Source organism: Sphingobium anseongense (genome assembly GCF_037725245.1).
Lineage (GTDB): Bacteria > Pseudomonadota > Alphaproteobacteria > Sphingomonadales > Sphingomonadaceae > Sphingobium.
In genome coordinates, this window is sequence record NZ_JBBJUL010000009.1 from 102,735 (window position 1) to 125,987 (window position 23,253).

Sequence of the window (23,253 nt, forward strand, 5' to 3'; positions counted from 1 at the left end):
GCGACATGGGATGTCATGGCGTTGACGGCGCAGTTTTCCTCCCTCCCTGACAGGGTCATGCTCGGCGCACGCTGGCGCGAACTCGAAGCACGGGGCGCCGCAAGCTTTTTCCTCGGCTGGACATGGATCGACGCCTGGCTCGACAGCTATGCCATCCGGCCCGAACTGCTATCCGTCACCGACGCGAATGGGGACGACATGGGCCTCGCGCTCGTCGGCCATGCGATGCAGCCGCGATTGCTGGGCCGTGCCGCGACCCTCTTTCTCAGCGAATCGGGCGATCCGGTCGCCGATCGCCCCTATGTCGAATATAACGGCCTGCTCGCCGCCGCCGGGGCGGAAAGCGACGCGACGCTGGCTGCGCTCGCCGCCATCGCGGGGCGAAACGATTGGCGCGTGTTCCGGCTGGCTGGCGTACTGCCCGATTCGCCGATGCTGGCATTGCCGGGCCGAAGGGCGACCCGGCTCGATGCGTCGCCCGTCTACCAGGTCGATCTTGCCGCAGTACGCGATGCGGGCGGCGACTATCTGTCGCTCCTGAGCGCCAATACGCGCAGCCAGGTCCGCCGGGCGATGAAGGATCGGGGCGGGGCGATGCCCGGCATCGCGGTGGCGCGCGACCTGGATGAAATCGACGCCGGACTTGGCGAGATGCTGGCCCTCAACACGGGCCGCCATGCCGATAATGCCTGGGATGATCCGGCCTTTCGCACTTTCGTCCGGGGGCTGCTCGTTCGGGGGCTGGCAAATGGTCAGGTCGAACTGCTTCGCCTGACCGATGCGGGCGGGCTGGTCGGGCTGCTCGTCAATTTCATCTATCGCGGCGTGGCGATGAACTATCAGTCCGCCTTTGCCGCGCCTTTGTCGCCCAGGGACAAGCCGGGGCTGTTATGCCACGCCGCCGCCGTGGCGCGCTATGCCGGGATGGATTGCGCACGCTATTCGCTGCTGGCGGGGAAGGACCGCTACAAGCAGAGCCTCGCAACCTGTCAGGAGAGGCTGGAATGGTGGGCGATTGAGCGTTTCTCGCCCCGGCTGGAAGCCGAGGCGTTCATCCGCCGGATTTTCAGGCGCCCAATTTCCGCATGATGCGATAGACGAGGCGCTGGACCGACTGGCTTTCGGGCTTGGCGCTGACACGGGCAATGGGCAGGCCCCGCCGGCGCAGGAGCGCGTTGAGGCTGTGCAACTCGCCTTCGGCGACGCTGCGTTCCGACCGCCAGGTGACCGACAGGCTGATCGAAACGGCATCGCCATTTTTGACGAAATGGGGGGCCTTGACCGGCACATGGACCGCTTCGCCCCGCGTCAGGGAAAAGGGCGTGCCATGCCTTAGAAAATCGTCGCGCCATGGCAGGTTGCGATGGCCGCCTGCATGAAACGCCTCGCTCTGTTCCGCAGACACCAGTTGCTCGTCGTCGGCCGGAAAGACCGTCATCTCCTTCGCGCCCCTGATCTGGAGCAGGATATTATGCTCCGGGTCCATGTGAAACGGGGTGACGCTGCCCGGCGAAGACAGGAAGATAAAGGCTTCGCGATGCACCATCGGCCCGGTCTTGCGCGCCACGATCGGCTCCAGCTCGGCAAGGGCCATATCGAGCAGCGCGCGATAGGCGTCGTCGCGCTCGACATTTTTGAGCACGGCCCAACTGCCGTTGGTGTCGATCGTGCGGATCGTCTCGCCAAGGGTCAGGCCGTTGGTCGGGGTATCCTCTGGCCGCAGTCCGAGCGGCAGTCGCCCCAGATTATATTCGACATTTTCCACAGGCATCCGTTCGGCAAGGGCCGCGAGCGCTTCCAGGGTCAGCAGCGGATGGTCGGCCAGGCCGTGCGTCAGCTTGACGGGCCTGTCAGGATAGGCCGCGCCGAAGGCGACGCGGGCGCTGTCGGAAAAGGCACGCGCGTCGTTGCGCGCCTCGATTGGACTTTGGGCCGTCATGCTTGTCCTTTCACTCGCCGCACGAGCCATTCACATCCATCCGCGAGCGCAAAGGCGACTGCCCGGCGCAGGCGGACCGCGCCGGTGCCTTGCAGCGCCACCCGATATTGCGCCATCGACCGGCGTTCGGCCCACAGGCTGTCGATCATCGGATGATCCGGCGCGGCACAGCTGTCCATCCAGGCGATTGCCGGATCGCCCTGAACGCTGCCCAGGTTCGCCAGCTCGATCAGGACGCCCGGCGAAAATCGGCCCATGTCCTCATCGAAGGCGATCTTGAACGAAAAGCCGCCATCGCCGTGCAGAAAATTAACCAGCATCGCGATCGCGCGGCCATCAAGGTCGATGCGCAGAAAATGCAGGCGACCCTCGCCGAAGGCGGCGGCGCTGGCGGCGCGGAAGAAAGCGGCGTCGGCGGGGCTGCATGCCAGCGCGCTTCCCTCTCGCCCCTTCCACCCTGATCGTTCGAGCGCCAGAAAATCCCCGCACCAATGCGAAACATCGCCTATCTCGGTCAGCCGCCGTTCCTCGATCCGCCCCAATTCCTCCAACCGCTTTTGCAGGCGGCGGATCTCCTTGCGCTTCTTGGCGCGTACATGCGCGTCCCAATAGGCGCCGGCATCCAGGTCGGATCGCAGCAAGGCGCGGTCGTATCGGTGGATTTCCCGGCGCGAGCGTCCCTGCACGCTGCATATCGCTTCGAGCGCCGCGGCGTTCGCGCCGGCGGCGTCGAGGCCGGTCAGGTGCAGGAAATGCGGTGCCCATGGCGCATCGTCCAGCTGGGCGAAAAACTCGCGCCACGCTGCTGCTTCATGGCCGCGCCGCAGGATCGGCGCGCCAAAGAAGCAATGGCGGTGCATCCAGTTGGTGGCGCAGGCCAGGGGCAGGCGGCCATATCCGGGGCTGATTTCCACCGGCAACAAGCCGATCAGCAATTCGCCGGCAAAGGCTTCGACGATCCGCACCGCGCCGGGGCGAGCGAGATGGTCGAGCGCGGCGCACAGCATGTCGGGCGCGTAAAAGGCATTGGCCTCGGCAGCGTCAGCGGCCAGATCCGCCCAGCGCGCACGCTGCCCCGCCGACAGGGCGCGCGTGTGCGCCGCCATGGGAGAGGGATGAGACGCCATGTCCATGGCATCGCCTTAGGCGGCAAAGATTAGGGAATAGCTAAATGCCCCACCACTATGCGCCTGTTCTTGCATGACGCGGGCAATGGCGATTACATCAGGCGCGCAGTCGTCGTCTATGCGGACGATGCGATATAGGAAAGGTGGATTGTGGGAACGGCCATAGAGGGCAGATTTTTCCGGCAGATATTGGGACATTATCCGACTGGCGTATGCGTGGTGACGACGGTCGAATCCGATGGACGCGGCGCTGGCATGGTCGTGGGCTCCTTCACCTCGGTGTCGCTGCATCCGCCGCTGGTCGCCTTTTTCCCGGACAAAAGCTCGACCAGCTGGCCGCGGATCGAAGCGACGGGGCGCTTTTGCGTCAATATCCTCGCCGACGATCAGGAAGATCTGTGCCGCACCTTCTCGCGACCGAGCGAAGATCGGTTCGCCGGCGTTTCGCATCGGCTTTCGGCCAATGGCTCGCCGATCCTCGACGGCGCGCTGGCCTGGATCGACTGTACGCTGCACGCGGTCCACGAAGCGGGCGATCATTATATCGTGCTGGGCGAAGTGCAGGCCCTCGACACGGAGCGGGACGGGCGGCCGCTGCTATTCTTCAAGGGCGGTTACGGTCAGTTCGCGCCGATCCTGCCACCTGGCATGTCGTGATCGAATGACCGTCCTTGTCACCGGCGCGGCCGGCTTCATCGGCATGCATGTCGCCGACCGGCTGCTGGAACAGGGCCGGGCGGTGATCGGCATCGACGACATGAACGATTATTATGCGGTCTCGCTCAAGCGCGACCGGATCGCGAAGCTGGAGGCGGCGCATGGCAAGCTGTTCACCTTCGTCGAACTGGACTTTGCTGACATGGACACGGTGCGGGCGGCGCTCGATGGCCATGTGATCGAATCCATCGTCCATCTGGGGGCGCAGGCCGGGGTCCGCTATTCGCTCGAAAATCCGCAAGCCTATGTCCGGTCCAACTTGGGCGGGCATGTCAACATGCTGGAACTGGCGCGCGACCGGCGGGTGCGGCACATGGTCTATGCCTCGTCATCGTCGGTCTATGGCGGCAATGACAGCCTGCCCTTCCGGGTCGAGGACCGCGCCGATCATCCGGTGTCGCTCTATGCCGCGACCAAGCGCGCCGACGAACTGATGAGCGAGACCTACGCCCACCTGTTCCGCATTCCCATGACGGGCCTGCGTTTCTTCACCGTCTACGGGCCGTGGGGACGGCCCGACATGGCGATGTGGATCTTTACCCGCAAGATACTGGCGGGCGAGCCGATCCCGGTGTTCAACCATGGCCGGATGCAGCGCGACTTCACCTATGTCGATGATATCGTTGCGGGCGTGATTGGCTGCCTCGATCATCCACCGGCCGATGACGGCGCGGCCAAGGCGGGCGGCAGCCGCGCGCCCCACCGGCTCTACAATATCGGCAACAACCGGTCCGAAGAATTAATGCACCTGATCGCCGTGCTGGAACAGGCGTGCGGGCGCAAGGCGAAGATCGATTTCCAGCCGATGCAGCCTGGCGACGTCCACGCGACCTATGCCGACATCAGCGCGATCGCGGCGGACATCGGCTATGCGCCGACGACGGCGATCGAGGCGGGCGTACCCCGGTTCGTCGACTGGTATCGGGGCTATCACGCGGGGTGATGGATCGGGCCGGGGACAACCCGGACGCCATCTCGACAATCCATTCTGAAACCGCCGCCTGCATCGCAAGCGGGGATGCGTGCCAGCCGGGCCTCCGATGCTCCCGGCGGAGGCCATGCGCGCTACGGCAGCTTCTCAATATGGCTTTTCGCCGGGGGCGATGATCATCGACGTGCCGCCCGCGACCCCGTTGATCGTCGTTCCGCCATTGTGAAGCGCCGGGAACATGGTCATCATATTCTGCGGGAACGGCAGCGGGTGCTTGGTCAACGCGTCGAGTTGAGCCAGTTCCTCGGGCGAGAGCACAATCTGCGTCGATCGGATATTGTCCTCCAGCTGGCTCACACGGCGCGCGCCGATGATGGTGGACGTCACGCCCGATTGCATCCGCAACCAGGCGAGAGCGATGCGGGCCACCGTGCTGCCGTGCGCCTCGGCGATCGACTCCAGCACATCGATGACGGCATAGGTCTGCTCGTTGAGCGGAACCATCGCGCCGCGATCGATCTGTACCTGGCCGTCGTTCCTGCGCGTATATTTGCCGCTCAGCGCACCGCTTTTCAGCGGTCCCCAGGGGGTGATGCCAAGGCCCATCTCCCGTGCCATCGGCACCAGCTCCGCCTCGACGCTGCGCTCCAGCAGGGAATATTCGATCTGCAACCCGATGAATGGCGCCCAGCCGCGAAAGCGCGCTATCATGTTCGCTTCCACGATTTTCCACGCGGGCGTATCCGAAACGCCGATATAGCGCACCTTGCCGGAACGGGTCAGGTCTTCCAGCGCCGCCATGGTTTCATCGATCGGCGTGTGTATGTCCCAGTTATGCAGCCAGTAGAGATCGATATAGTCGGTTCGCAGGCGTCGCAGCGACTGCTCGCACTGGCCGATGATCGCCTTGCGCCCCGAACCGCCGCCGTTGGGATCGCCCAGATACAGATTGTTGCTGAATTTGGTGGCCAGAACGAGGCGGTCGCGCTTGGCCGGGTCATGGCCGACATGATCGCCGATAATCGCTTCCGACTGGCTCGCCTGATAACCGTTCGCCGTGTCGATGAAATTTCCGCCCGCATCGATGAAGCGGTCCAGGATGGTCCGGCATTCCTCGACGGGCGCACCCCATCCGCGGCTTTCCCCGAACGTCATCGTGCCAAGGCACAGCGGGCTGACGCGCAGGCCCGACCGGCCCAGCGTGACATAGTGATCAAGCGCCATTTCTGTTTCCTTCAGCTGCGCGATATGGTGACTAGGTAACCTTGCCAGAAAATGGGTCGTCCAGCATATCGGATTGTGGCCGCGTCGCCACAGCCTGCGCGAAAACCATCCTATTTTGCTTCGGCCTCCCGTTTCATCCTGTCCTATTTCGCCCGCGCCAGCCTATCGTGCCCTGATCCTTGAACCGTTCGATCCTTTCGCTCTCGCGCGCCCGTCCGCGCGCGCACGCGCGCCCGCCAGAGTGTGAACTTCGGGGCGAAAATGGCGGTTATCGGTCACTTTTGATGCTCCAGCCCGATCCGTTGCGCCGCTACCTTTTCACCGCTGCCATGCCCTGCGGGATGGCGTGGCTCGGCGGGCTGGAGGGGTCAGTCGTGCGCCTGCGCCTTTTCGTAAGCGCCACGTCCGTCGGGCGGTATCAGCGCGCCGTCGCGGGGCGTGAGTTCCAGCCGGTCGAAGCCGGGGCGCGGGATGTCGCCGGACGGTTTCGCGATCAGGATGATGCGGTCGCCCTCTTGCGTCCATCGTCCTTGCGCGAACAGGTCGAGCGCGCCGTAGACCAGATACCATTGAAAGCGGCCATCGGCTTGCAACAGCAGTTCCGATCCCGTTTCCATCACGCCTTGAAGATAATAATGGCCCGGCCATGGCGATGCGTCCCGCGCCGCCAGCGGCGCTGCATGGAGCAGCAATGGCACGGTTAACCAGCGCGTCGCGGTGATCCATATGTTCGCCATGGCCGGAATTTGCGCCGTTTGCCACTGCTTGTCGAATCGACCGCGAAACGGGCTGGCATCGCGTCCGCCCCGTGCTAAGTCTTGGACAGAATGATGATCGACCCCGTGCTGCTGCTCAAGGCCTATGCCATCGGCGTCTTTCCGATGTCCGATGACAGGGATGCGCCGGATGTCTATTGGGTCGAGCCGAAAAAGCGCGCGATCCTGCCACTCGACGGGTTCCGGCTGTCACGTTCGCTGGCCAAGGTCATCCGGCAGGAGCGATTCCGCGTCACCGCCAATCATGATTTCGCCGGCATCGTCGCCCTGTGCGCGCAGGCCGCGCCGGATCGGCCATCGACCTGGATCAACGGGCCGATCGAGCGAGCCTATCGCCATCTGCACGCCATCGGATTTGCCCATTCGATCGAATGCTGGGAAGGGGATGATCTGGTCGGCGGCCTGTATGGCGTGGCGATCGGCCGCGCCTTTTTCGGCGAGAGCATGGTGTCGCGCCGCACCGATGCGTCAAAGGTGGCGCTCGCCTGGCTGGTGGCCCGGCTGCGTGCGGGCGGCTTCACGCTGCTCGACTGCCAGTTCATGACCGATCACCTGCGCTCGCTGGGCGCGGTGGAAATCGACCAGGCGGACTATCTTGGGTTGCTGGACGGCGCGCTGGATGGCGTGGCGTTGGGGACCGGGCGCGGCTGGCTGGCGGATGGCTCGGGCGCGGCGGCCTCGGTGGCGTTCGAACCGCTGGCGGCATTGCCCGCCGACGGCGAGGATGCGTCCGGGACTTCGCCCTTGCCGCCCAGCTTGACGGTGCCGGGGCCGGTTTCGGGCCAGCTCATCGTGCAGCTCTTGACCCAGACGTCGTAGATCGGGTGCTGAACGATGTTGCGGTCGGGCCGATTGCGGAACAGCCAGCCGGAAAAATTGCGTCGCCACTTGCCGTCGGCGGTGGAGCGCACGTCCAACTGGACGAAGGCGCCGACCTCCTGCAAATTCTCCCACGGCGCGCTGGTTTCGCACGCCTGGAGCCGCACGATGGCGTCGCCGACCCGTAGCGCTTCGCCGGGCTTCATGCTCAGATCGCGGGTCAGTCCGTTGCGCTTGTTGAGCAGGCCGATCACCGCGACTCGCTGCGCCATGGGCGTGCCGGGCAGGGCGGTGGCATCGCCGGACGCGATCTTGCTGCCTTCGACGCGGACAGGGCCGCTCTGGTTGGCGGTCGGAATTTCGTCACCGCCGCAGGCGGAGAGCGCCAGCGCCAGTACAGACGCCAATGCCAATGTGCCGGGCAGGATCGGCCCGGCGGCAGGGCGCGTCATGATGCGTCGGGGCTCCAGGCTTCATAATCGCCGGTGGCGCGCTGGCGCTGGCCGCCCTTTTCGAGCGCGCCTGAGGGGCGATAGGCGTTGGCCGTGCCGGTGGCGTTGGGGATATATTCGCGTTCCCAGATGCGCGGCGGCGGCAGGAAGCTTTCGGGCGCGCCGTCAAAGCTGTGGTGCAGCCATCCATGCCATTCCGCCGGAACGCGGCTGGCATCGTTGGCGCCATTGTAGATGACCCAGCGGCGGGGGCGGCCATCGAGGCCCACACCGCCTTCGAAATAGACATTGCCCTGATGGTCCTCGCCCACCTTGGTGCCCTTGCGGGCGCTGAACAGGGCGGTGCCGATGGTCGCGCCATCCCACCAGGTGAAGATCTTGCCGAGGATTCCCATGGCACAAGCGCTTAGCCGCTGCCGCAGGCCATTGGCAAGTCGCTAGCTATGGCGTGGGGCAGAATTCCAGCGCAGCGGGACGACCGGCCGGATCGGCGCATCGGCCCCAACGCACTTTGTCCCCTTCGCCAATGCCAAGGGCGGCGGCGCGGCCTCCGGCCAGTTCCAGCACCGCCGCCACCGGCACCCCCGCCGATACCGGTTCGAGCGCATAGGGTTGGCGGTTGGCGCCGATCAGCGCGATCGTCCCGTCGGTGCGGATGAACAGGATGTCGAGCGGGATCAGCGTGTCCTTCATCCAGAAACTGGCGGTGCGGGGCGGTGTCATCGGAAACAGCATGCCGCTGTCGGGACCGATCTGTTTGCGGAACATGAGGCCGCGCGCCTGCTCCTGCGGCGTGGACGCGACCTCGACGGCGAAGCGGTGGTCGGCCGTCGCTGTCCTGATGGCGAGGGGAAGCAGACTGACCTGCGCCGGGGCGGCGGCGCTGGCGCTATTGTCGGGCTGGTCCGCGCCGGATTTGCAGGCGACGAGCAGGAGCAGGGCGGAAAAGACCAGGGTGCGGGACATGGCAGCGACTTCTAGCCGGGACCGTCGTGAATGGGGAGAGGCTTTCGCACGCGACCCTCTGGCGCATCGGCGGGGACAGGGCTACATCAGCGACGGGGTTCGCGCCTGCCGATGACTGCGCCTGAAAGTGTGGCTTGGGCACGTCTGGGGCATGACGGGCATATCGCTGGGGGGTGGCATGAGTGAGCGCGTGCGGATCGCTATAGTCGGTTCGGGGCCTGCGGGCCTTTCCGCCGCCGCGCGCGCGGCGCAGCTTGGCCTGTCTCATGTCCTGCTGGAAAAGACCGACCATCTGTCGGACACGATCTACAAATATCAAAAGGGCAAGCATGTCATGGCGACGCCCAGCCAGTTGGTGCTGCGTTCCGACTGCGATTTCGAGGCTGGCAAGCGCGAGGCCGTGCTGGAGAGATGGAACGCCCAGGCGGCGGCGCTGGGCGTTGCGGTCGTCTATAATGCCGAGGTCATGAGCATCGAGGGGTCAGGCGATCCAATTCCGGGCAGCGTGCAGACGATCGTGTCGCGCGGGCGCGACGGTTCAAGCACCACCCGCGAGATACAGCGCCGCGAGCCGCCCTATCGCCTGACGCTGGCGAATGGCGGCGAAGTGATCGCCGATACGGTGGTGGTGGCGATCGGGACGCAGGGCAATCCCAACCTTTTGCGGGCGACAGGCGCGGACCTGCCCCATGTGCAATATCAGCTCGACGATCCGGCTGCGTATAATGACGAACATATCGTCGTCATCGGTGGCGGCGACGCGGGGATCGAAAATGCGCTGGGTCTGGCGGCGGACGAGGCGCAGGGCAATGTCGTAACGCTGGTGAACCGCTCGCCCGAATTCGCATCGGCCAAGGGCGCGAACGTCAAGGCGTTGATGGCGGCGGCGGATGCCGGGCGGCTCGCGCTGCTGACCGAAGCGACGACGCGGATGGTCGAACCGGGCTGGATCACGCTGGACACGCGAGATGGCGAGGCGCGGCTGCGATGCGACCGGATCATCGCGCGCATGGGATCCGCGCCGCCACGCGACTTCGTGGAGGCGTGCGGCATAGCCTTCACCAGCGGCGACCGGCTGGCCTTTCCGCAACTCTCGCCGGTATTCGAGACGAGCGCGCCCGGCATATTCGTGATCGGCGCGCTGGCGGGATATCCGCTGATCAAGCACTGCATGAACCAGGGGCATGATGTCGTTGAATATATCAACGGCAACCGCACCTTGAAGCCCGCCGATGAGCCGATCCTGGCGGCAAAGTTCGCTGGTCTGCCGGGGAAGCGCGGCGTGGACGAGTGGCTGGAGTATCTGCGCACCAGCGTGTCGATTCTCGAAGGCCTGTCTCCGCTCCAGATGCGCGAGTTCATGCTGGACAGCGACGTGCGCGCCTACCGGGCGGGCGACATGATCTTCGAGAAGAACGATCCCGGATCGTCGCTGTTCGGTGTGGCCGACGGGCTGGCGCTGGTGGACGTTGGCGGGGGCGCGACGGTGCCGATCCCGGCGGGGTCTATCTTCGGCGAAGTGGGCCTGATTTCCGGGCGGCGGCGCGGAGCGAGCGTGCGGGCGGGGACCGACGCTGTAATGGTCGAGGTGTCGCGGACGGCGGCGCTCAAGCTGATGTCGGCCGTTCCCGCCGCGCGCCGGGCGGTCACCCGCATTTCGACCGAGCGGCAGTTGTTGCAAATGTTTGGTGCGGGGCTGACGCCGCAGGATCTGGTCGAAGTGCTCGACACCGCCGAGATCCGCACCGTGCGCGCGGGCGAAAGCATCATCACCGAAGGGGACGAGGGGACCGACATCTTCGTGATCCGCGTCGGGTCGATGATCGTCGAGAAGACGGTAGGTGGCAAGCCTGTCTTTCTGTCCTATCTGCCCGCCGGCAGCTATGTCGGCGAAATGGCGCTGATAGCGGGCGGCCGGCGGACGGCCACGGTAAAGGCCACGGTCAAGTCCGAAGTGATCCGCATCGACGGCGTAGCATTCGCCCGATTGATGGCGGCAAAGCCCGCGCTGCTGGAACGCGCGCGGCGCGACATGGCCGCGCGGCAGGAGGTCAACGCTTTCGTAGAAAGCCGTAAGGACAGTTTTTCAACCGTCGTCGACATGTATTCGCAGACCGCCAAATTCCTGGTGGACAATGGGATCGGCGAAGCGACCGACGTGCTGCTGATCGACGAGCAATTGTGCGTAGGCTGCGATAATTGCGAAAAAGCATGTGCGGACAGCCATGACGGTTTGTCGCGGCTCGATCGCGAAGCTGGGCGCACCTACGCGCACCTGCACGTGCCAACCAGTTGCCGGCATTGCGAGCACCCGCACTGCATGGCCGATTGCCCGCCCAACGCCATCCATCGCGGGCCGGACGGCGAGGTGTTTATCGATGACACCTGCATCGGGTGCGGCAATTGTCAGCGCAACTGTCCCTATGGCGTGATCAGCATGGACAGCGTGCCGCCCAAAAAGCCGGGGCTGCTGAGCTGGATGCTGTTTGGCGCCGGGCCGGGACCAGGCGAAGCACCCAAGAAATGGCGCAAGAAACATGCCGAACCGGGCGTTGAAGCGCCCAAGAAAGCGATCAAGTGCGATATGTGCGCCGGGATCGAAGGCGGACCCGCCTGCGTGCGCGCATGTCCGACGGGCGCTGCGATCCGGGTCGCGCCCGAGGATTTCCTGAGTGTCGCGCGGCTGGAAAGGGGAGGCGCCTGATGGCCGTTCGCGTACCCGTCATGATCGGCAGGCCGCATGCCGAAACAGTGCATGAGGGGTTTTTGCGCCATGCCGGCTTTCGCTGGCTCAAGATCGCCCTGTCGATCAGCGTGATCGCCGTGACGTCCTATCTGCTGGTCGACGTGACGCCGCGGCATAATGGCGGGAGCTGGTACGGCTATGCGCTCGGCACGATCGGCGTCGGGCTGATCCTTTGGCTCACGCTGCTGGGCGTGCGCAAGCGGGCGATGACACGGGGGTGCTGGTCGCTGAAGGCCTGGACATCGGCGCATGTGTATCTGGGTCTCAGCCTGGTCGTCATCGGGACGCTGCATACGGGGTTTCAGCTTGGCTGGAACGTCCATACGCTGGCTTGGGCTTTGATGATGCTGGTGATCGCGTCGGGCATATTCGGCGTCTGCGCCTATGCTGTGTTGCCCGCCGCGATGAGCGCCAATCGCGACGAGATGACGCAGGCGCAGATGCTGGATTCCGTGCGGGCGATCGACCGGCAGTTGCACGAAGCTGCCCAGCCTTTGCCGCAAGATCAGGCCGAATGGGTCGAACGGGCGTTGCGGCAGGACCCGTTCGGCGGCGGACTGTGGGCGCGGCTGTCGGGTCGTTATCGCCGCTGTGAGGTCGCGCGGGCGCAAAAGGTGCTGCGGGCGGCGGGTATCGCCGGGGCGAGCGGCAGCGATCCGCTGGCAAGGATCGACGCGCTGTTGGGCCGCAAGCAGGCGATGCTGGCGCGGCTGCGCCGTCACCTGCGATTGCGCGCGCTGCTTGAAATTTGGCTCTATGTCCATGTACCGATGACCTTCGCCCTGCTGGCGGCGCTGACCGCGCACATCGTCAGCGTCTTTTTCTATTGGTGAGCCTGTCTTGAGCTTCCTCATCCGCCTGGTCAGCCATACCGCCGATGAACGGGAAATCGTGCGCGCGTCGCGGATCGAAAAGCCGCAGATCAGCGTCGGTCGGGCGGGGGGCAGTGATGTTCACCTGACCGACCTGGCCGTCCTGCCCTACCATGTCTGCATCGAGCGGCTGTCTGGACGCACATTGTCAGTGCGGGCAGTCGGAACGCTGGGCTTTCGCGTCGACGGCAAGCCGGTCATGCGCGCGGAAATCGACGCTGATACAGGCGCGGAGCTGCGCCTGGGCGCACACCGGATCACCATAACGGCCGGCGATGGGGACGAGATCGTCCTGTCGGTGCAACGGGTGGAAGCGCTGTCGGAGGCGACGATCGAAAGGGACGAACAGCGTGCCTTTTCGCTGGCGGGCAAGCTGCCGGGAAGGCGGCTCACCGCCTGGGGGCTGTTGCTGGCGATATTGGTCGGTTTCCTGGCTGTGCCGATCATCAGCTATGCCTCTCGCCCGGCCATCGACACGCGCAACATCCACACGGTCAAGGGCGACGCGCCCTGGTCGTCGGGACCGTTGAGCCGGGCGCATCATGCGCTGGAGGGCAAGTGCGAAAGCTGTCACGAGAAAGCTTTCGTTTCGGTCCGCGACAGTGCTTGCCAGACCTGCCATACGCGCATCCATGACCATGCGTCTGCGCCACGGATCGCGATGGCGCGGGCGGAGCCGGGGCTGGGGGGCAAGCTGCTGGACCGGGTCGCCGCCGCCTTTGGCAAACCGCCTGCGGGTGCATGTGTGGACTGCCACAGCGAACATGAGGGCGCCGGGCCGATGCAGCCGACCGCCCAGGCCTTCTGCACCGATTGCCATGGGTCGCTGCGCGAGCGGCTGGCCGACACGGCGCTTGGCGATGCGGCGGATTTCGGCACGGCGCATCCGCAATTCCGGCCGGCGGTGATGAAAGGCGGGGCGGATTTCGCCTATCCGCTGCCCCGGTTCGAGCGGGTGTCGCTCGACGCCAGGCCGAACGAAGAGGGCGCGCTCAAATTTCCCCACGACGTGCATTTGGCCAAGGCGGGCGGGGTCGCGCGCATGGCGCGCAGGTCGGGGCAGGGCGACGCGCTGGTGTGCGCCGACTGCCACCGGACCAGCGCCGATGGCGTGCGTTTCGAGCCGGTGGAGATGGAGCGCGATTGCCAGTCCTGTCACAGCCTGGCGCTGGAGACGATCGGCGGCACCGTCCGCACGCTGCGCCATGGCGATCCGGCACAGGTGACGGCGGACCTGACCGCCTATTATCGCAGCACGCCGCCCGCTCGGCCCGCGCAACTGGAGGGGGCGGTCCGGCGTCGGCCCGGACTTTATGCGCAGGGGCAGGTGTATGCGGCATATTTCGGCGAAGTGTCGCGTCGTCCGGCGCGCGCCGACGACGCGGTGCGTGCGGTCTTTTCGCCCGGCGGGGCCTGTTATGACTGTCACATCGTCGCGCCGCCGGGTGCCAATGGCAAGACCGGCTGGCAGATCGCGCCGGTGCATCAGCCGATGCGCTATATGATGAAGGGCTGGTTCGACCACCGCGCCCACAGCACCCAAACATGCGAAAGCTGTCACGCGGCGCCTGCTTCTAAGCGGTCGGGCGACCTGCTGTTGCCCGGCATCGCCACCTGCCGCACCTGCCATGGTGGCGAAAAGGCGCGTGCGCCGGTTCCTTCGAGCTGTGCTCTATGTCACAGCTACCATGCGGCACAGGGCGCACCCTGGTCGCCGTCCGGCCGAGTCGCTGGTCGAACGGATGAGGGGGGATGAAGCGGCCATGCTGATCGCGCAGATCACGGACCTGCATCTGGGTTTCGCCCCTGGCGACCCGGCCGAACTCAACCAGCGGCGGCTGGACGCGGTGCTCGACATTCTGATCGACGGTCCCAATCGACCCGATCTGTTGCTGGCCACGGGCGATTTGACCGAATATGGCGACATCGACAGCTATCGCCGGCTGGCGCAGGCGTTTGCGCGCTGTCCCTTTCCGGTCTGGCCGTGCCTTGGCAATCATGACGATCGCGCGAATTTTCGCGTTGTTTTCCCCGCCGTCCCGATGGCCGATGGCTTTGTGCAATATGAGGTCGCGCTGGAAGGCGTTCGCCTGCTGTTACTCGATACGCTGGAGGAGGGACGGCATGGCGGCGCTTTTTGCGAGACACGGGCGGCATGGCTGACGGCGCGGCTCGAAGAACAGCGCGATGTGCCGACGCTGGTCATATTGCACCATCCCCCGGTAGAGGTCGGGATCGAGTGGATGAATACCGATCCGTGCGAACCCTGGGTCGCGCGGCTGGGACGGGCGCTCGCTGACGCGCCGCAGGTTCGCGGCCTGCTTTGCGGTCATGTCCATCGGCCGATCGCCGCTGCGTGGCGGGGCTTGACTGTCACCATCTGCCCGTCGACCGCGCCGCAGGTGGCGCTCGACCTGTCGCCGATCGTCATCGCCGACCCCGATGGCCGGCCGATGATCGTCGCGCAGCCGCCGGCTTTCGCGCTACATCGCTGGACCGCACAGGGGCTGGTCAGTCATTTCGAAAATGCCGACGCCGCACCGGTGTTGGCGCGCTATGACAGCGCCATGCAGCCGTTGATTCGCGGCATGCTCCACGAGCGACCCTGACGGGCGGCCAGTTACCGCCCTCCTGGGTGCAGGAGCTTCAGCCTCAGCCGGATTGGGTATCAGCCCATCCCCCACAATGTGCCTGGAAGCAGCAGCCCGTCGCGCATGGGCAAACCGCCTTGGCGGTCCTCGCCAAGCAACAACGCGCCGTCCAGGTCGATCCAGTCCGCCCCTTGCGCCACAAGCGCGGCGGGAGCGATGCCGAGCGAGGTGCCGAGCATGCAGCCGACCATGACGCGAAAGCCGCGTGCGCGCGCCTCCTGCGCCAATGCGAGCGCCTCGGTAAGGCCGCCCGCCTTGTCCAGTTTGATATTGACCGCGTCGAAATCGCCCAGCCGGTCGAGATCGGCGCGGCTGTGACAGCTTTCGTCGGCGCAGAGCGGCAGGGGCGAGGCGATGCCGGCCAGCCGCTGTTCCTGGCCATGCAGAATTGGCTGTTCGACCATTTCGACACCTTGGGCGGCAAGTGCCTGTGCCTGCGCCGCGATGTCGCGGTCGTGCCAGCTTTCATTGGCGTCGACGATCAGGCGGACCTGCGGCGCGCCGGCGCGGACTGCGGCGATGCGCTCTATGTCCCCTTCACCGGTCAGCTTGCATTTGAGCAGGCCAAAGCCGCGCGCGGCGGCGGCACGGGCGTCGGCCTCCATCCGCGCGGGATCGCCCAGGCTGATGGTGAGGGCGGTCGGGAGCGGGGCTGGTTGGTCCAGTCCGGCGAGTTGCCAGACGGGGATGCCCGCCCGCTTCGATTCCAGGTCCCAGAGCGCACAGTCGAGCGCATTGCGGGCCGCGCCGCGAGGCATGTGTTTCAGCAGCGCCTCGCGGTCCAGCGGGCCAGCATAGGCGTTGATCGCGGCGGCACAGCTTTCGGCGCTTTCGCCCTCATAGTAGATAGCGGTGCCCTCGCCGCGCCCGATCAGGTCGTCTTCGCGCGCCTCGCACAATATGACGTCGACATGCGTCTTGGTTCCCCGGCTGATGATGAAACTGCCTGCCACCGGCCAGCGTTCGACGGTCGCGGAAATATGGGCGCTCATCGGCCTTGTCTGCCCCTCGTGATTGACCCGGAAGGATATGGACCTATGCCAGCATGCGACATCTGCCTAGCCTTGACTGGCGTATCGAGGATTTCCATTCGTGACATCGCGTGAATTGACTGGCTTTCTGCCGCTTTCCGAGCCGAAGGACATGGCCGATACCCGCTTTTCGGACGTTGTTTGGAGGTTGGGATTCGGCGCGATCAGCTGGCCCTGGCTGCTCGCGAGCCTGTCGGGCGGGCGCAAGGCGGACAAGCGGGCGCTGATGGCGGAGTTGGGGCTGGCGCCCGACTCGCTGCCACATCTGGGCAGCTGGAAGGCCGACGTGGGGTTCTTGCGGCACATCGTGCGGGAAATAGCGCGGATCAAGCCTGCGCACGTCGTCGAACTGGGGGCGGGTGCTTCCACGCTGGTCGCTGCGCGCGCGATGGCGCTGCATGGTGGCGGGCGGCTGCACAGTTTCGACCAGCATGGCGGCTTCGTCGATGCGACGCGCGGCTGGCTGGCGGATAATGGCCTGTCGGTAGACATCCGTCATGCGCCGCTGGAGCGGCAGGTCGAGGGTTGGCCGGGGCGCTGGTATGCGCTGGACAATTTGCCCGAACAGATCGACCTGATCATCATCGACGGGCCGCCATGGACGGTGCACCCGATGGTCAGGGGCGCGGCCGATAGCCTGTTTTCGCGGCTGACGCCGGGGGGCGTCGTGCTGCTGGACGATGCCGCCAGGCCGGGCGAACGGCTGGTGGCGCGGCGGTGGCGTCAGCGCTGGCCGCATATCGATTTCCGGCTGATGCATGACGGGACCAAGGGCACGCTGGTGGGCCGGCGGCGGGATCTGGCGGCGGCCAATGACGACCAGCCTGCCGGGATGTGGCGACATATAGGGCGCGCGGTTGCAATCGCGGCGCTGTTGGCGAGCGGCTGGATCGCGCATGATGTCGTAGGCGAGCAGGCGGCGCATGCGAGCAGCTTCGTTGATGAAGCGGCGGCGTCGCACCGCACCGGCCAGTTGCGGCGGGCGATGGCGTCTCAGATCGAAAGCCCCAGGCTGGACGCGGCGGAGATTGCGCGGTCGACGGGACTGGAACTGCCCGCTTTGCCGGCCGGATGGCAGGTAAGCGACGTTCAGGTCTATCCCACGAGCGACAGTCCGGCGGTTGCGGTGTCGCTGGTGACGGACAAGGGCGAGCAGCTGTCGCTGTTTGCCGATCATGCTGAAACCCCTGCCGATGCCAAGCCGCTGCTGGCCAGGCGCGAGGGCGACACGATTGCTTATTGGGAGGAGGGCAAGGCGGCGTTCGCGCTGACCGGGCCGGTAGAACCGCAACGCGCTCTGACGCTGGCGGGCCAGCTCGCCAGCGGTTAGGCTTGGCCGAGCAGCCGGGCGACGGCGACGAAGTCTTCGACGCCAAGCGTTTCGGCGCGGCGTTGCGGGTCTATGCCCAGCGTATCGAGCGCATCGAGCGCGCCGGGCACACCCTTGAGACTCTGGCGCAGCATCTTTCGGCGCTGGCCAAAGGCGGCGGCGGTAAGGCGTTCGAGATGCCCGAGCGCCACGTCGGGCGGCGCGGGAAGGGGAGTGATGTGGACCACCGCCGACATCACCTTGGGCGGGGGAGTGAAGGCGCTGCGGTGAACCTTCATCGCGATCCGCGCTTGTCCACGCCACTGCGCCAGCACCGCGAGGCGGCCATAATGATCGGTGCCGGGGGCGGCAACGATGCGTTCGGCGACCTCATGCTGGAACATCAGCGTCAGCGATGACCACCAGGGCAGCGGCTCCCACGGCGCGGACAGCCAGCCGATCAGCAATGCGGTGCCGACATTATAAGGCAAGTTGGCGACGATATGCGCGCCATCGCCCGCGAGCGCGCGCGCATCGACAGCCATGGCGTCATCCGACACGACCGTAAGCTGGCCGGGGAAGGCCGCTTCCAGATCGGCCAGCGCCGGAAGGCAGCGGCGGTCGCGCTCAACCACCGCCAGCACCGCGCCGGCGCGCAGCAGCGCGCGGGTGAGGCCGCCGGGACCAGGGCCGACCTCATAGGCGGGCTTGCCGTCCAGCGGGCCGGGAATGGCGGCGATCCTGTCGAGCAACTGTTCGTCGAGCAGGAAATTCTGGCCCAGGGCTTTGCTTGCCTGAAGCCCGTGGGTCGCTATCACCTCTCGCAAGGGCGGCAGGGCCGGGCGCGGCATGTCAGCCGCCATGAGCGATGCGGGCGCGCGCGGCGTCGGCGGCCATGCGGATTGCGGCCATCATCGCGCCCGGATTGGCGCTGTTCGTGCCGGCAATGCCAAAGGCGGTGCCATGGTCGGGCGATGTCCGCACGATCGGCAGTCCCAGCGTCATGTTGACGCCATCGTCGAAATGCAGCGTTTTGATCGGGATCAGTGCCTGGTCATGATACATGCACAGCGCCGCGTCGTAGGTTTCGCGGGCGCGAAAATGGAACATGCCGTCGGCGGCGACCGGCCCTTCGATATCCAGCCCGTCGGCCTTGAGCGATTCGACCGCTGGCCTGATCATTTCGATCTCTTCCCGCCCCAGCGCGCCGTCTTCACCTGCATGGGGATTGAGGCCGGCGACCAGCAGGCGGGGGCGGGCGATCCCGAAATTCTTTTGCAGGCCGCGCGCGGTGATCGTCGCACGGGCGCGGATAAGGTCGATCGACAGCGCCTGCGGCACCTGGGCCAGCGAGATGTGGATGGTGATCGGCACTACGCGCAGCGATGGCCCGGCCAGCATCATGACCGCGTTGTGCGGCGACACGCCGCATCGTTCCGCAACGAACTCGGTCTGGCCGGGATGGGTGAAGCCGACGCCGTAAAGCTGGGCCTTGCCGACCGGGGCGGTAATGACGCCCGCTGCCGATGCCGAGCGGGCGAGGCCGACCGCCACTTCGAGCGATTGCAGCGCCACCTGCGCGCCTTCGACGCTGGGGACGCCGGGCGTGATCGCGCCGGCATCGCCGACCTGGAGACAGGGTAGCGCGGTATCGAAGGCGGCGACCACTTCCTCCGGGCCGTTGACTATCGCTATCGGCCCGGCCCACACGGCGCGCAGCGACGCCGCATCGCCGACCGCGAAAAAGGGCGGCAGGCTGCGCGCGGCGCGCATGACCCAGCTTTTGGCGACGATTTCCGGCCCGATGCCGGCCGGGTCGCCGAGCGCCACCGCGAAGGGCGCCAGGTCGGGAGACACGGCCTCAGTTATAGTCGATGACCGCATCGCGGCGCAGGTCGCGCAGATAGATGCGGGCGCGCTTGTTCACGCGCTCCTCCTCCATCTGCGCCATGATCTGTTCGTAATTGGGCGCGCCTGCGCCGCCCGCTTCGTCCCGACCGCACAGCACCAGCACGCGCACGCCTTCACTGATCGAGCCGAAGGGCGGCGAAGACTGGCCGATCTGGAGGCTAAGCAGCATGTCCTGCAACTGCGGCGGCAGGTCGCGGACCTTGACATTGTCATTGTCGACCACGTCGGCCCCCAGCTTCTGGCCGACCTCATTGGCGTCGCCGCAACCCCTGATCGCTTTCGTCGCGGCGGCGAAGTTCGCCGCTCGTTCAGACGCCTGGGCCTGGGTGGTGCCGGCGGGAAAGGCGACCGACAATTGCTTGAGGCTGAGCAGCGCGTCGCGCGGGTCGCTGGTCAATACCTGACGCTTGTCCATGACATAGATGATCGAGATGCCGCCAGGGACAGGCACCGGTCCCGCAATCTGGCCGACCTGCATTTCCGATGCGGCCTGCGCCAGTTCGGTTGGCAGCTGCGCGGGGCGGACCCAGCCCAGGTCGCCGCCGACCGCGGCGGTCGACGCTTCGGAAAACTGGCGGGCATAGGCCGCGAAGCTGCCGCCCTGCTTGATCTGTTCGATGATGTTACGGGCGTTGGCGATAATCTGCGGCTGATTTTCCGGGGTCGCGGACAGATAGATTTCGCCGATGCGATATTCGTCGCTGCCCTTGGCCGCGTTCAGCCGGTCGACCACCGACTTGACCTCCTCCTCGCCGACATTGACGAAGGGCTGGATGTTGCGGCGGAGCAGCCGGCTCCATGCCATTTCGCCTTCGATCTGGCGTTTGATGCTGGCCGCCGCGCTGCCCTGCGACCGCAGATATTTGTCGAACTGATCGGGCGACTGCTTGAAGTTGGCGGCGACCCGCTCAAAGCTTTGCTGGACTTCCGCCGGATCGACGCGAATGTCGTTGGCGGCCGCTTCCTGGATCTGGAGCGTTTCGTCGATCAGGTTGCGCAGCACCTGGACGCGCAGCCGGTCCTTTTCCTCAGGTGACACCTTGCCGCCATTGGCGGTGATGATGAGCGCCAGCCGCTGGTCGACGTCCGTGCCGGTGATGATGTGGCCATTGACGATCGCTGTCGCCTTGCGGACATTGGGATCATTCTTGCCAAAGATCGTCAGATCCTTGGGCAGCGCGAGTTGCTGGGTCTGGACGGCGCCGTCATCCTCCACCGTCTGGCCGGTGGCGCCGGGCGCCATCAGACCGATCAGCGCGGTCGCGGCCAGCAGGACGCGAGTGGAGCGGCCGACGCGGCCGAGGGGGGAAAGCACGGGCTTCATCGGTGACTTCATTCTCCAGGTGCGGGCCAGCGGAATGCCCCGATCCGCATTAACCGGCCCTGAGCGGGCCTGCGGCAGCCGTTCTTATATGCCAAGATTGCGAAAAGCCAGCCGTAGCTGGAAGCTGTTGCCAAGGCGGGCATCGCCGGTCGTCTGATAATCGCGCCGCCAGGTGAGGCCAAGGGTCAGGCAATCATCTTCATAGGTGACGCCGAGCCGGTGCCGCACCGGCTCATATCCGTCTGCCAAACTGAGCGGGTCTTCCTTGGCATCGGTCAGGTCGATCACCGTCGATCCGAAGACCGACCAGAATCGGGCGATCTGTATGCGCCCGCCCAGCCGGAGTTCCTCGCGATCCTGCAAATCCTCCAGGCTGGACAAGGCGTTGCGGTTGAGCCGGAGGTAGCCGACCATCGCATAGGTCTTGCGAGTGCCGATCGTGGCGTCGATCTCGCTCCGGCGCGGGGCGAAATTTTCCTTGTCGACGCGGAAGCGATGGGTCAGCGCGATGAAATCGCGCCAGCGCACCGTGGTGCGGCCGACTATGTCCGACATGCGACCCGACAGGCCGGTGCCGTCGGGCAGGATCGCCGGGCGGCTGTCAAGCCGGTAGCTCTGCCCCACGACGGTATCGAGCGAGAAGCCGGGCAGCCTGAGCGCATATTCGACGCCATAGGTGACGCGGGTCGAATCCTCGAAACGGTCATAGCCGGCGAAACGATTGAGCGCGAAAAGATTGCTGTCTTCCAGGTCGACGGCACGGGCGTCCTCATTGGGGACGGCGAGGTTGGCGAGGCGCGGCGCGGCCACAACCTGCATCCGCGGAGTGATCCGCTGGATGCCACCGAACGCTTCGCCCATGAACGGCCAGCGCATGTCGACGGCGGCGGCGGCGATGCCGCGCGCCTGCCAGCCCGGATCGCCGCGATAGCTCTCCGTCGCGGTCAGGGCATTGCCGCTGCTGTGATAGACATCGCCGCGCAAATAGGTGGTGAAAGTGACTTCCTGCCCCATCCGCGTCAGCTTGCGCAAATTCCATTCGAACCCGGCGAAGGCGCGCTGTGTATCCTGGCCATGGGTGCGGGTGATGGCCAGGCTGTTCGCCTGAAGCTGGATACCTCCGCCCAGCAACGGATCGACCAGGCGCAGGCGATAGTCGATGACGGGAAGCGCGATCGGCGTCTGTCCCTGCGAATCCCCGGCACGCAGCGTCTGCACCGCCCAGCCGGCGATCGAAAAATAGCTGTTCCGGCCGATCCGTTGCGTCGAAAGGGTGGAACGCAGCCGATCGTCCCGGCTGATGTCGTAGCGGCGCAGGAATGTGCTGTCGGTGGCGGCGCGGATCGACCCGGCCACGCTCCATTCGGGGCTCAGTTGCAGGCCGCCGCTGGCGTCGAGATAGCCGCGCAGGCTTTTTTCCGAGCCGCCTGCCGGGGCGGTCGAGCCGGGCAGCGTGTCCGACGCGGCGACGCGGCTGGCATGGGTAATGTAGCCGGTGATCTGATAGGCGCCACGATCCCACAGATGGCGGAAATTACCCTCCAGCATCGGCAACGTGTCGCTGTAGATATGGGGTGTGACGGTAAGGTCGCGGTTGGGCGCGATCTTCCAGTAGTAGGGCAATGCGACTTCAAGACCGTTGGTCCGGTCATAGCGCACATTGGGCATGAGGAGGCCGCTGCCGCCGCCTTCGCCGACTGGATGCGACAGGCCGGGCAGGGGGATGAGCGGCAGGCCGAAAATCTCTATATTGGCATTGGTATAGGTCACGCGCTGGCGAACCGGGTCGTAAACCACCTTCACGGCGTTGATCTGCCAGGTTGGCTCCTTGGGACAGCCGTCGCTGTCTTCGACCGCACAGCCGGTATAGGCGGCGCGATCGAGCCTGTAGGTGCCGTTGACCCGCGTGCCCTTCGCCGATGCCAGCCGACCGCCCGATTCAAGAACGATCAGCATATTGTCGACAACGCCGTCCTTGAGCGTGTCGGTGACGTCGAACCGATCACCATAGGCGACGTTGCCTTCCGGATCGGTGACCGAGACATTGCCCTGCGCCTCGACCTTGCCGGTGGTGCGGTTCCACACCACCGTGTCGGCGCGCAGCCGGTTTCCTTCGCGCAACAGCTGTACGCTGCCGCGAGCGGTCACGACGTCCGCTTCGCTGTTATATTCGAGCGCATCGGCGGAAAAGCCGATCTGATCGTCCGACGCGGGAACGGGGGCGTCGGGCACGCTGGTTGTGACCTGCGGTTCGTTGAACTGCTGCGCCATGGCGGAGCCGGCGGGCAGCAGGCAGGCAAGCGCAGCCCCGGACAACAGGGGGAAGAAAAGCGATGCTGGAAACGATTGGGGGACTGGCAAGGGCTTGGAGCCTCATCGGGTGCGCTTGTGAAACGCCTATTGCATTGCTTTGCCTTCGCCGCAATCGCCCCGCTTGGCTCTTTTGTGCGAAATCGGT

20 protein-coding genes and 1 pseudogene are annotated in these 23,253 nt (G+C 65.8%); 9 read left to right on the forward strand and 12 right to left on the reverse strand.

Annotated features, from left to right (window positions below; all coding sequences use genetic code 11):
• Positions 1-15 precede the first annotated feature (15 nt).
• Complete coding sequence (locus tag WG908_RS13050; RefSeq protein ID WP_340187025.1) at positions 16-1,089, forward strand: GNAT family N-acetyltransferase; 1,074 nt, start codon at positions 16-18, stop codon at positions 1,087-1,089.
• On the opposite strand, the gene WG908_RS13055 is transcribed toward WG908_RS13050, so the two are convergent.
• Positions 1,067-1,939 (reverse strand): cupin-like domain-containing protein, encoded by an 873-nt coding sequence (locus tag WG908_RS13055; protein WP_340187026.1) that lies wholly within the window; start codon positions 1,937-1,939, stop codon positions 1,067-1,069. The genes WG908_RS13050 and WG908_RS13055 overlap by 23 nt on opposite strands.
• Complete coding sequence (locus tag WG908_RS13060) at positions 1,936-3,072, reverse strand: GNAT family N-acetyltransferase (protein WP_340187027.1); 1,137 nt, start codon at positions 3,070-3,072, stop codon at positions 1,936-1,938. Before WG908_RS13060 ends, WG908_RS13055 begins: the two co-directional genes overlap by 4 nt.
• Positions 3,073-3,216: 144 nt before the next feature.
• Between WG908_RS13060 and WG908_RS13065 the strand changes: the two genes are divergently transcribed.
• Both WG908_RS13065 and WG908_RS13070 read left to right on the forward strand, forming a co-directional pair.
• On the forward strand, positions 3,217-3,723 hold the full coding sequence (locus WG908_RS13065) for a flavin reductase family protein (protein WP_340187028.1): 507 nt from the start codon (positions 3,217-3,219) through the stop codon (positions 3,721-3,723).
• 4 nt (positions 3,724-3,727) lie between these two features.
• Positions 3,728-4,726 carry an NAD-dependent epimerase/dehydratase family protein gene (locus tag WG908_RS13070; RefSeq protein WP_340187029.1) on the forward strand — a complete coding sequence of 333 codons (999 nt, stop codon included), beginning with the start codon at positions 3,728-3,730 and terminating at the stop codon, positions 4,724-4,726.
• A 135-nt stretch (positions 4,727-4,861) separates the two neighbouring features.
• Here the strand turns inward: WG908_RS13070 and WG908_RS13075 are convergent, their stop codons facing one another.
• Positions 4,862-5,938, reverse strand: coding sequence for an aldo/keto reductase (locus WG908_RS13075; protein ID WP_340187030.1), 1,077 nt, complete (start codon positions 5,936-5,938; stop codon positions 4,862-4,864).
• A gap of 368 nt (positions 5,939-6,306) precedes the next feature.
• Positions 6,307-6,675, reverse strand: a complete 369-nt coding sequence (locus WG908_RS13080; protein WP_340187031.1) for a hypothetical protein — start codon at positions 6,673-6,675, stop codon at positions 6,307-6,309.
• 90 nt (positions 6,676-6,765) lie between these two features.
• On the opposite strand from WG908_RS13080, the gene aat reads away from it, so the two are divergent.
• On the forward strand, positions 6,766-7,533 hold the full coding sequence (aat, locus tag WG908_RS13085) for a leucyl/phenylalanyl-tRNA--protein transferase (protein WP_340187032.1): 768 nt from the start codon (positions 6,766-6,768) through the stop codon (positions 7,531-7,533).
• Between the two features lie 35 nt (positions 7,534-7,568).
• Here aat and WG908_RS13090 read toward each other — a convergent pair.
• The 3 genes and pseudogenes from WG908_RS13090 to WG908_RS13100 all read right to left on the reverse strand — a co-directional run.
• Positions 7,569-7,985 (reverse strand): annotated as a pseudogene (locus WG908_RS13090) (DUF2155 domain-containing protein); the annotation flags it as partial.
• Positions 7,982-8,380 carry an NADH:ubiquinone oxidoreductase subunit NDUFA12 gene (locus WG908_RS13095; RefSeq protein ID WP_340187033.1) on the reverse strand — a complete coding sequence of 133 codons (399 nt, stop codon included), beginning with the start codon at positions 8,378-8,380 and terminating at the stop codon, positions 7,982-7,984. The pseudogene WG908_RS13090 and the gene WG908_RS13095, both read right to left, overlap by 4 nt.
• Before the next feature lie 46 nt (positions 8,381-8,426).
• On the reverse strand, positions 8,427-8,951 hold the full coding sequence (locus WG908_RS13100) for a DUF192 domain-containing protein (RefSeq protein ID WP_340187034.1): 525 nt from the start codon (positions 8,949-8,951) through the stop codon (positions 8,427-8,429).
• Positions 8,952-9,129: 178 nt separating this feature from the next.
• Between WG908_RS13100 and WG908_RS13105 the strand changes: the two genes are divergently transcribed.
• From WG908_RS13105 to WG908_RS13120, 4 genes are read left to right on the forward strand one after another with little or no spacing between them, the layout of a single operon-like run.
• Positions 9,130-11,655, forward strand: coding sequence for a cyclic nucleotide-binding domain-containing protein (locus WG908_RS13105; RefSeq protein WP_340187035.1), 2,526 nt, complete (start codon positions 9,130-9,132; stop codon positions 11,653-11,655).
• The gene (locus WG908_RS13110) at positions 11,655-12,530 is read left to right on the forward strand and encodes a hypothetical protein (RefSeq protein ID WP_340187036.1); all 876 of its coding nucleotides are present in this window, start codon (positions 11,655-11,657) and stop codon (positions 12,528-12,530) included. Before WG908_RS13105 ends, WG908_RS13110 begins: the two co-directional genes overlap by 1 nt.
• A 7-nt stretch (positions 12,531-12,537) precedes the next feature.
• On the forward strand, positions 12,538-14,325 hold the full coding sequence (locus WG908_RS13115; protein ID WP_340187037.1) for a cytochrome c3 family protein: 1,788 nt from the start codon (positions 12,538-12,540) through the stop codon (positions 14,323-14,325).
• Positions 14,326-14,332: 7 nt separating this feature from the next.
• Positions 14,333-15,178, forward strand: a complete 846-nt coding sequence (locus tag WG908_RS13120; protein ID WP_340187038.1) for a phosphodiesterase — start codon at positions 14,333-14,335, stop codon at positions 15,176-15,178.
• Positions 15,179-15,237: 59 nt separating this feature from the next.
• On the opposite strand, the gene dgcA is transcribed toward WG908_RS13120, so the two are convergent.
• A complete protein-coding gene (gene dgcA, locus WG908_RS13125; RefSeq protein WP_340187039.1) occupies positions 15,238-16,212 on the reverse strand; it encodes an N-acetyl-D-Glu racemase DgcA in 975 nt (324 codons plus the stop codon).
• 100 nt (positions 16,213-16,312) lie between these two features.
• Between dgcA and WG908_RS13130 the strand changes: the two genes are divergently transcribed.
• Positions 16,313-17,581: a class I SAM-dependent methyltransferase gene (locus tag WG908_RS13130; RefSeq protein ID WP_340187040.1), complete on the forward strand. Its 1,269-nt coding sequence runs from the start codon at positions 16,313-16,315 to the stop codon at positions 17,579-17,581.
• On the opposite strand, the gene rsmA is transcribed toward WG908_RS13130, so the two are convergent.
• The 4 genes from rsmA to WG908_RS13150 all read right to left on the reverse strand — a co-directional run bounded on the left by rsmA (position 17,578) and on the right by WG908_RS13150 (position 23,066).
• Entirely contained in the window at positions 17,578-18,423 is an 846-nt protein-coding gene (rsmA, locus tag WG908_RS13135) for a 16S rRNA (adenine(1518)-N(6)/adenine(1519)-N(6))-dimethyltransferase RsmA (RefSeq protein WP_340187041.1), read from the reverse strand. The genes WG908_RS13130 and rsmA overlap by 4 nt on opposite strands.
• Positions 18,413-19,444 (reverse strand): 4-hydroxythreonine-4-phosphate dehydrogenase PdxA, encoded by a 1,032-nt coding sequence (pdxA, locus tag WG908_RS13140; RefSeq protein WP_340187042.1) that lies wholly within the window; start codon positions 19,442-19,444, stop codon positions 18,413-18,415. Before pdxA ends, rsmA begins: the two co-directional genes overlap by 11 nt.
• Entirely contained in the window at positions 19,422-20,795 is a 1,374-nt protein-coding gene (locus WG908_RS13145) for a peptidylprolyl isomerase (protein ID WP_340187043.1), read from the reverse strand. The genes pdxA and WG908_RS13145 overlap by 23 nt, the downstream gene beginning before the upstream one ends.
• Before the next feature lie 84 nt (positions 20,796-20,879).
• Positions 20,880-23,066 (reverse strand): LPS-assembly protein LptD, encoded by a 2,187-nt coding sequence (locus tag WG908_RS13150; RefSeq protein ID WP_340187070.1) that lies wholly within the window; start codon positions 23,064-23,066, stop codon positions 20,880-20,882.
• Positions 23,067-23,253: the final 187 nt, after the last annotated feature.

What these genes read in the sequence shown, in the direction of transcription:
- rsmA (WP_340187041.1), bottom strand. Translation starts at nt 18,423, where the DNA reads ATGGCGGCTGACATGCCGCGCCCGGCCCTGCCGCCCTTGCGAGAGGTG.
- dgcA (WP_340187039.1), bottom strand. Translation starts at nt 16,212, where the DNA reads ATGAGCGCCCATATTTCCGCGACCGTCGAACGCTGGCCGGTGGCAGGC.
- WG908_RS13060 (WP_340187027.1), bottom strand. Translation starts at nt 3,072, where the DNA reads ATGGACATGGCGTCTCATCCCTCTCCCATGGCGGCGCACACGCGCGCC.
- WG908_RS13075 (WP_340187030.1), bottom strand. Translation starts at nt 5,938, where the DNA reads ATGGCGCTTGATCACTATGTCACGCTGGGCCGGTCGGGCCTGCGCGTC.
- WG908_RS13110 (WP_340187036.1), top strand. Translation starts at nt 11,655, where the DNA reads ATGGCCGTTCGCGTACCCGTCATGATCGGCAGGCCGCATGCCGAAACA.
- WG908_RS13095 (WP_340187033.1), bottom strand. Translation starts at nt 8,380, where the DNA reads ATGGGAATCCTCGGCAAGATCTTCACCTGGTGGGATGGCGCGACCATC.
- WG908_RS13055 (WP_340187026.1), bottom strand. Translation starts at nt 1,939, where the DNA reads ATGACGGCCCAAAGTCCAATCGAGGCGCGCAACGACGCGCGTGCCTTT.
- pdxA (WP_340187042.1), bottom strand. Translation starts at nt 19,444, where the DNA reads ATGCGGTCATCGACTATAACTGAGGCCGTGTCTCCCGACCTGGCGCCC.
- WG908_RS13050 (WP_340187025.1), top strand. Translation starts at nt 16, where the DNA reads ATGGCGTTGACGGCGCAGTTTTCCTCCCTCCCTGACAGGGTCATGCTC.
- WG908_RS13145 (WP_340187043.1), bottom strand. Translation starts at nt 20,795, where the DNA reads ATGAAGCCCGTGCTTTCCCCCCTCGGCCGCGTCGGCCGCTCCACTCGC.
- WG908_RS13100 (WP_340187034.1), bottom strand. Translation starts at nt 8,951, where the DNA reads ATGTCCCGCACCCTGGTCTTTTCCGCCCTGCTCCTGCTCGTCGCCTGC.
- aat (WP_340187032.1), top strand. Translation starts at nt 6,766, where the DNA reads ATGATGATCGACCCCGTGCTGCTGCTCAAGGCCTATGCCATCGGCGTC.
- WG908_RS13150 (WP_340187070.1), bottom strand. Translation starts at nt 23,066, where the DNA reads ATGGCGCAGCAGTTCAACGAACCGCAGGTCACAACCAGCGTGCCCGAC.
- WG908_RS13105 (WP_340187035.1), top strand. Translation starts at nt 9,130, where the DNA reads ATGAGTGAGCGCGTGCGGATCGCTATAGTCGGTTCGGGGCCTGCGGGC.
- WG908_RS13080 (WP_340187031.1), bottom strand. Translation starts at nt 6,675, where the DNA reads ATGGCGAACATATGGATCACCGCGACGCGCTGGTTAACCGTGCCATTG.
- WG908_RS13120 (WP_340187038.1), top strand. Translation starts at nt 14,333, where the DNA reads ATGCTGATCGCGCAGATCACGGACCTGCATCTGGGTTTCGCCCCTGGC.
- WG908_RS13070 (WP_340187029.1), top strand. Translation starts at nt 3,728, where the DNA reads ATGACCGTCCTTGTCACCGGCGCGGCCGGCTTCATCGGCATGCATGTC.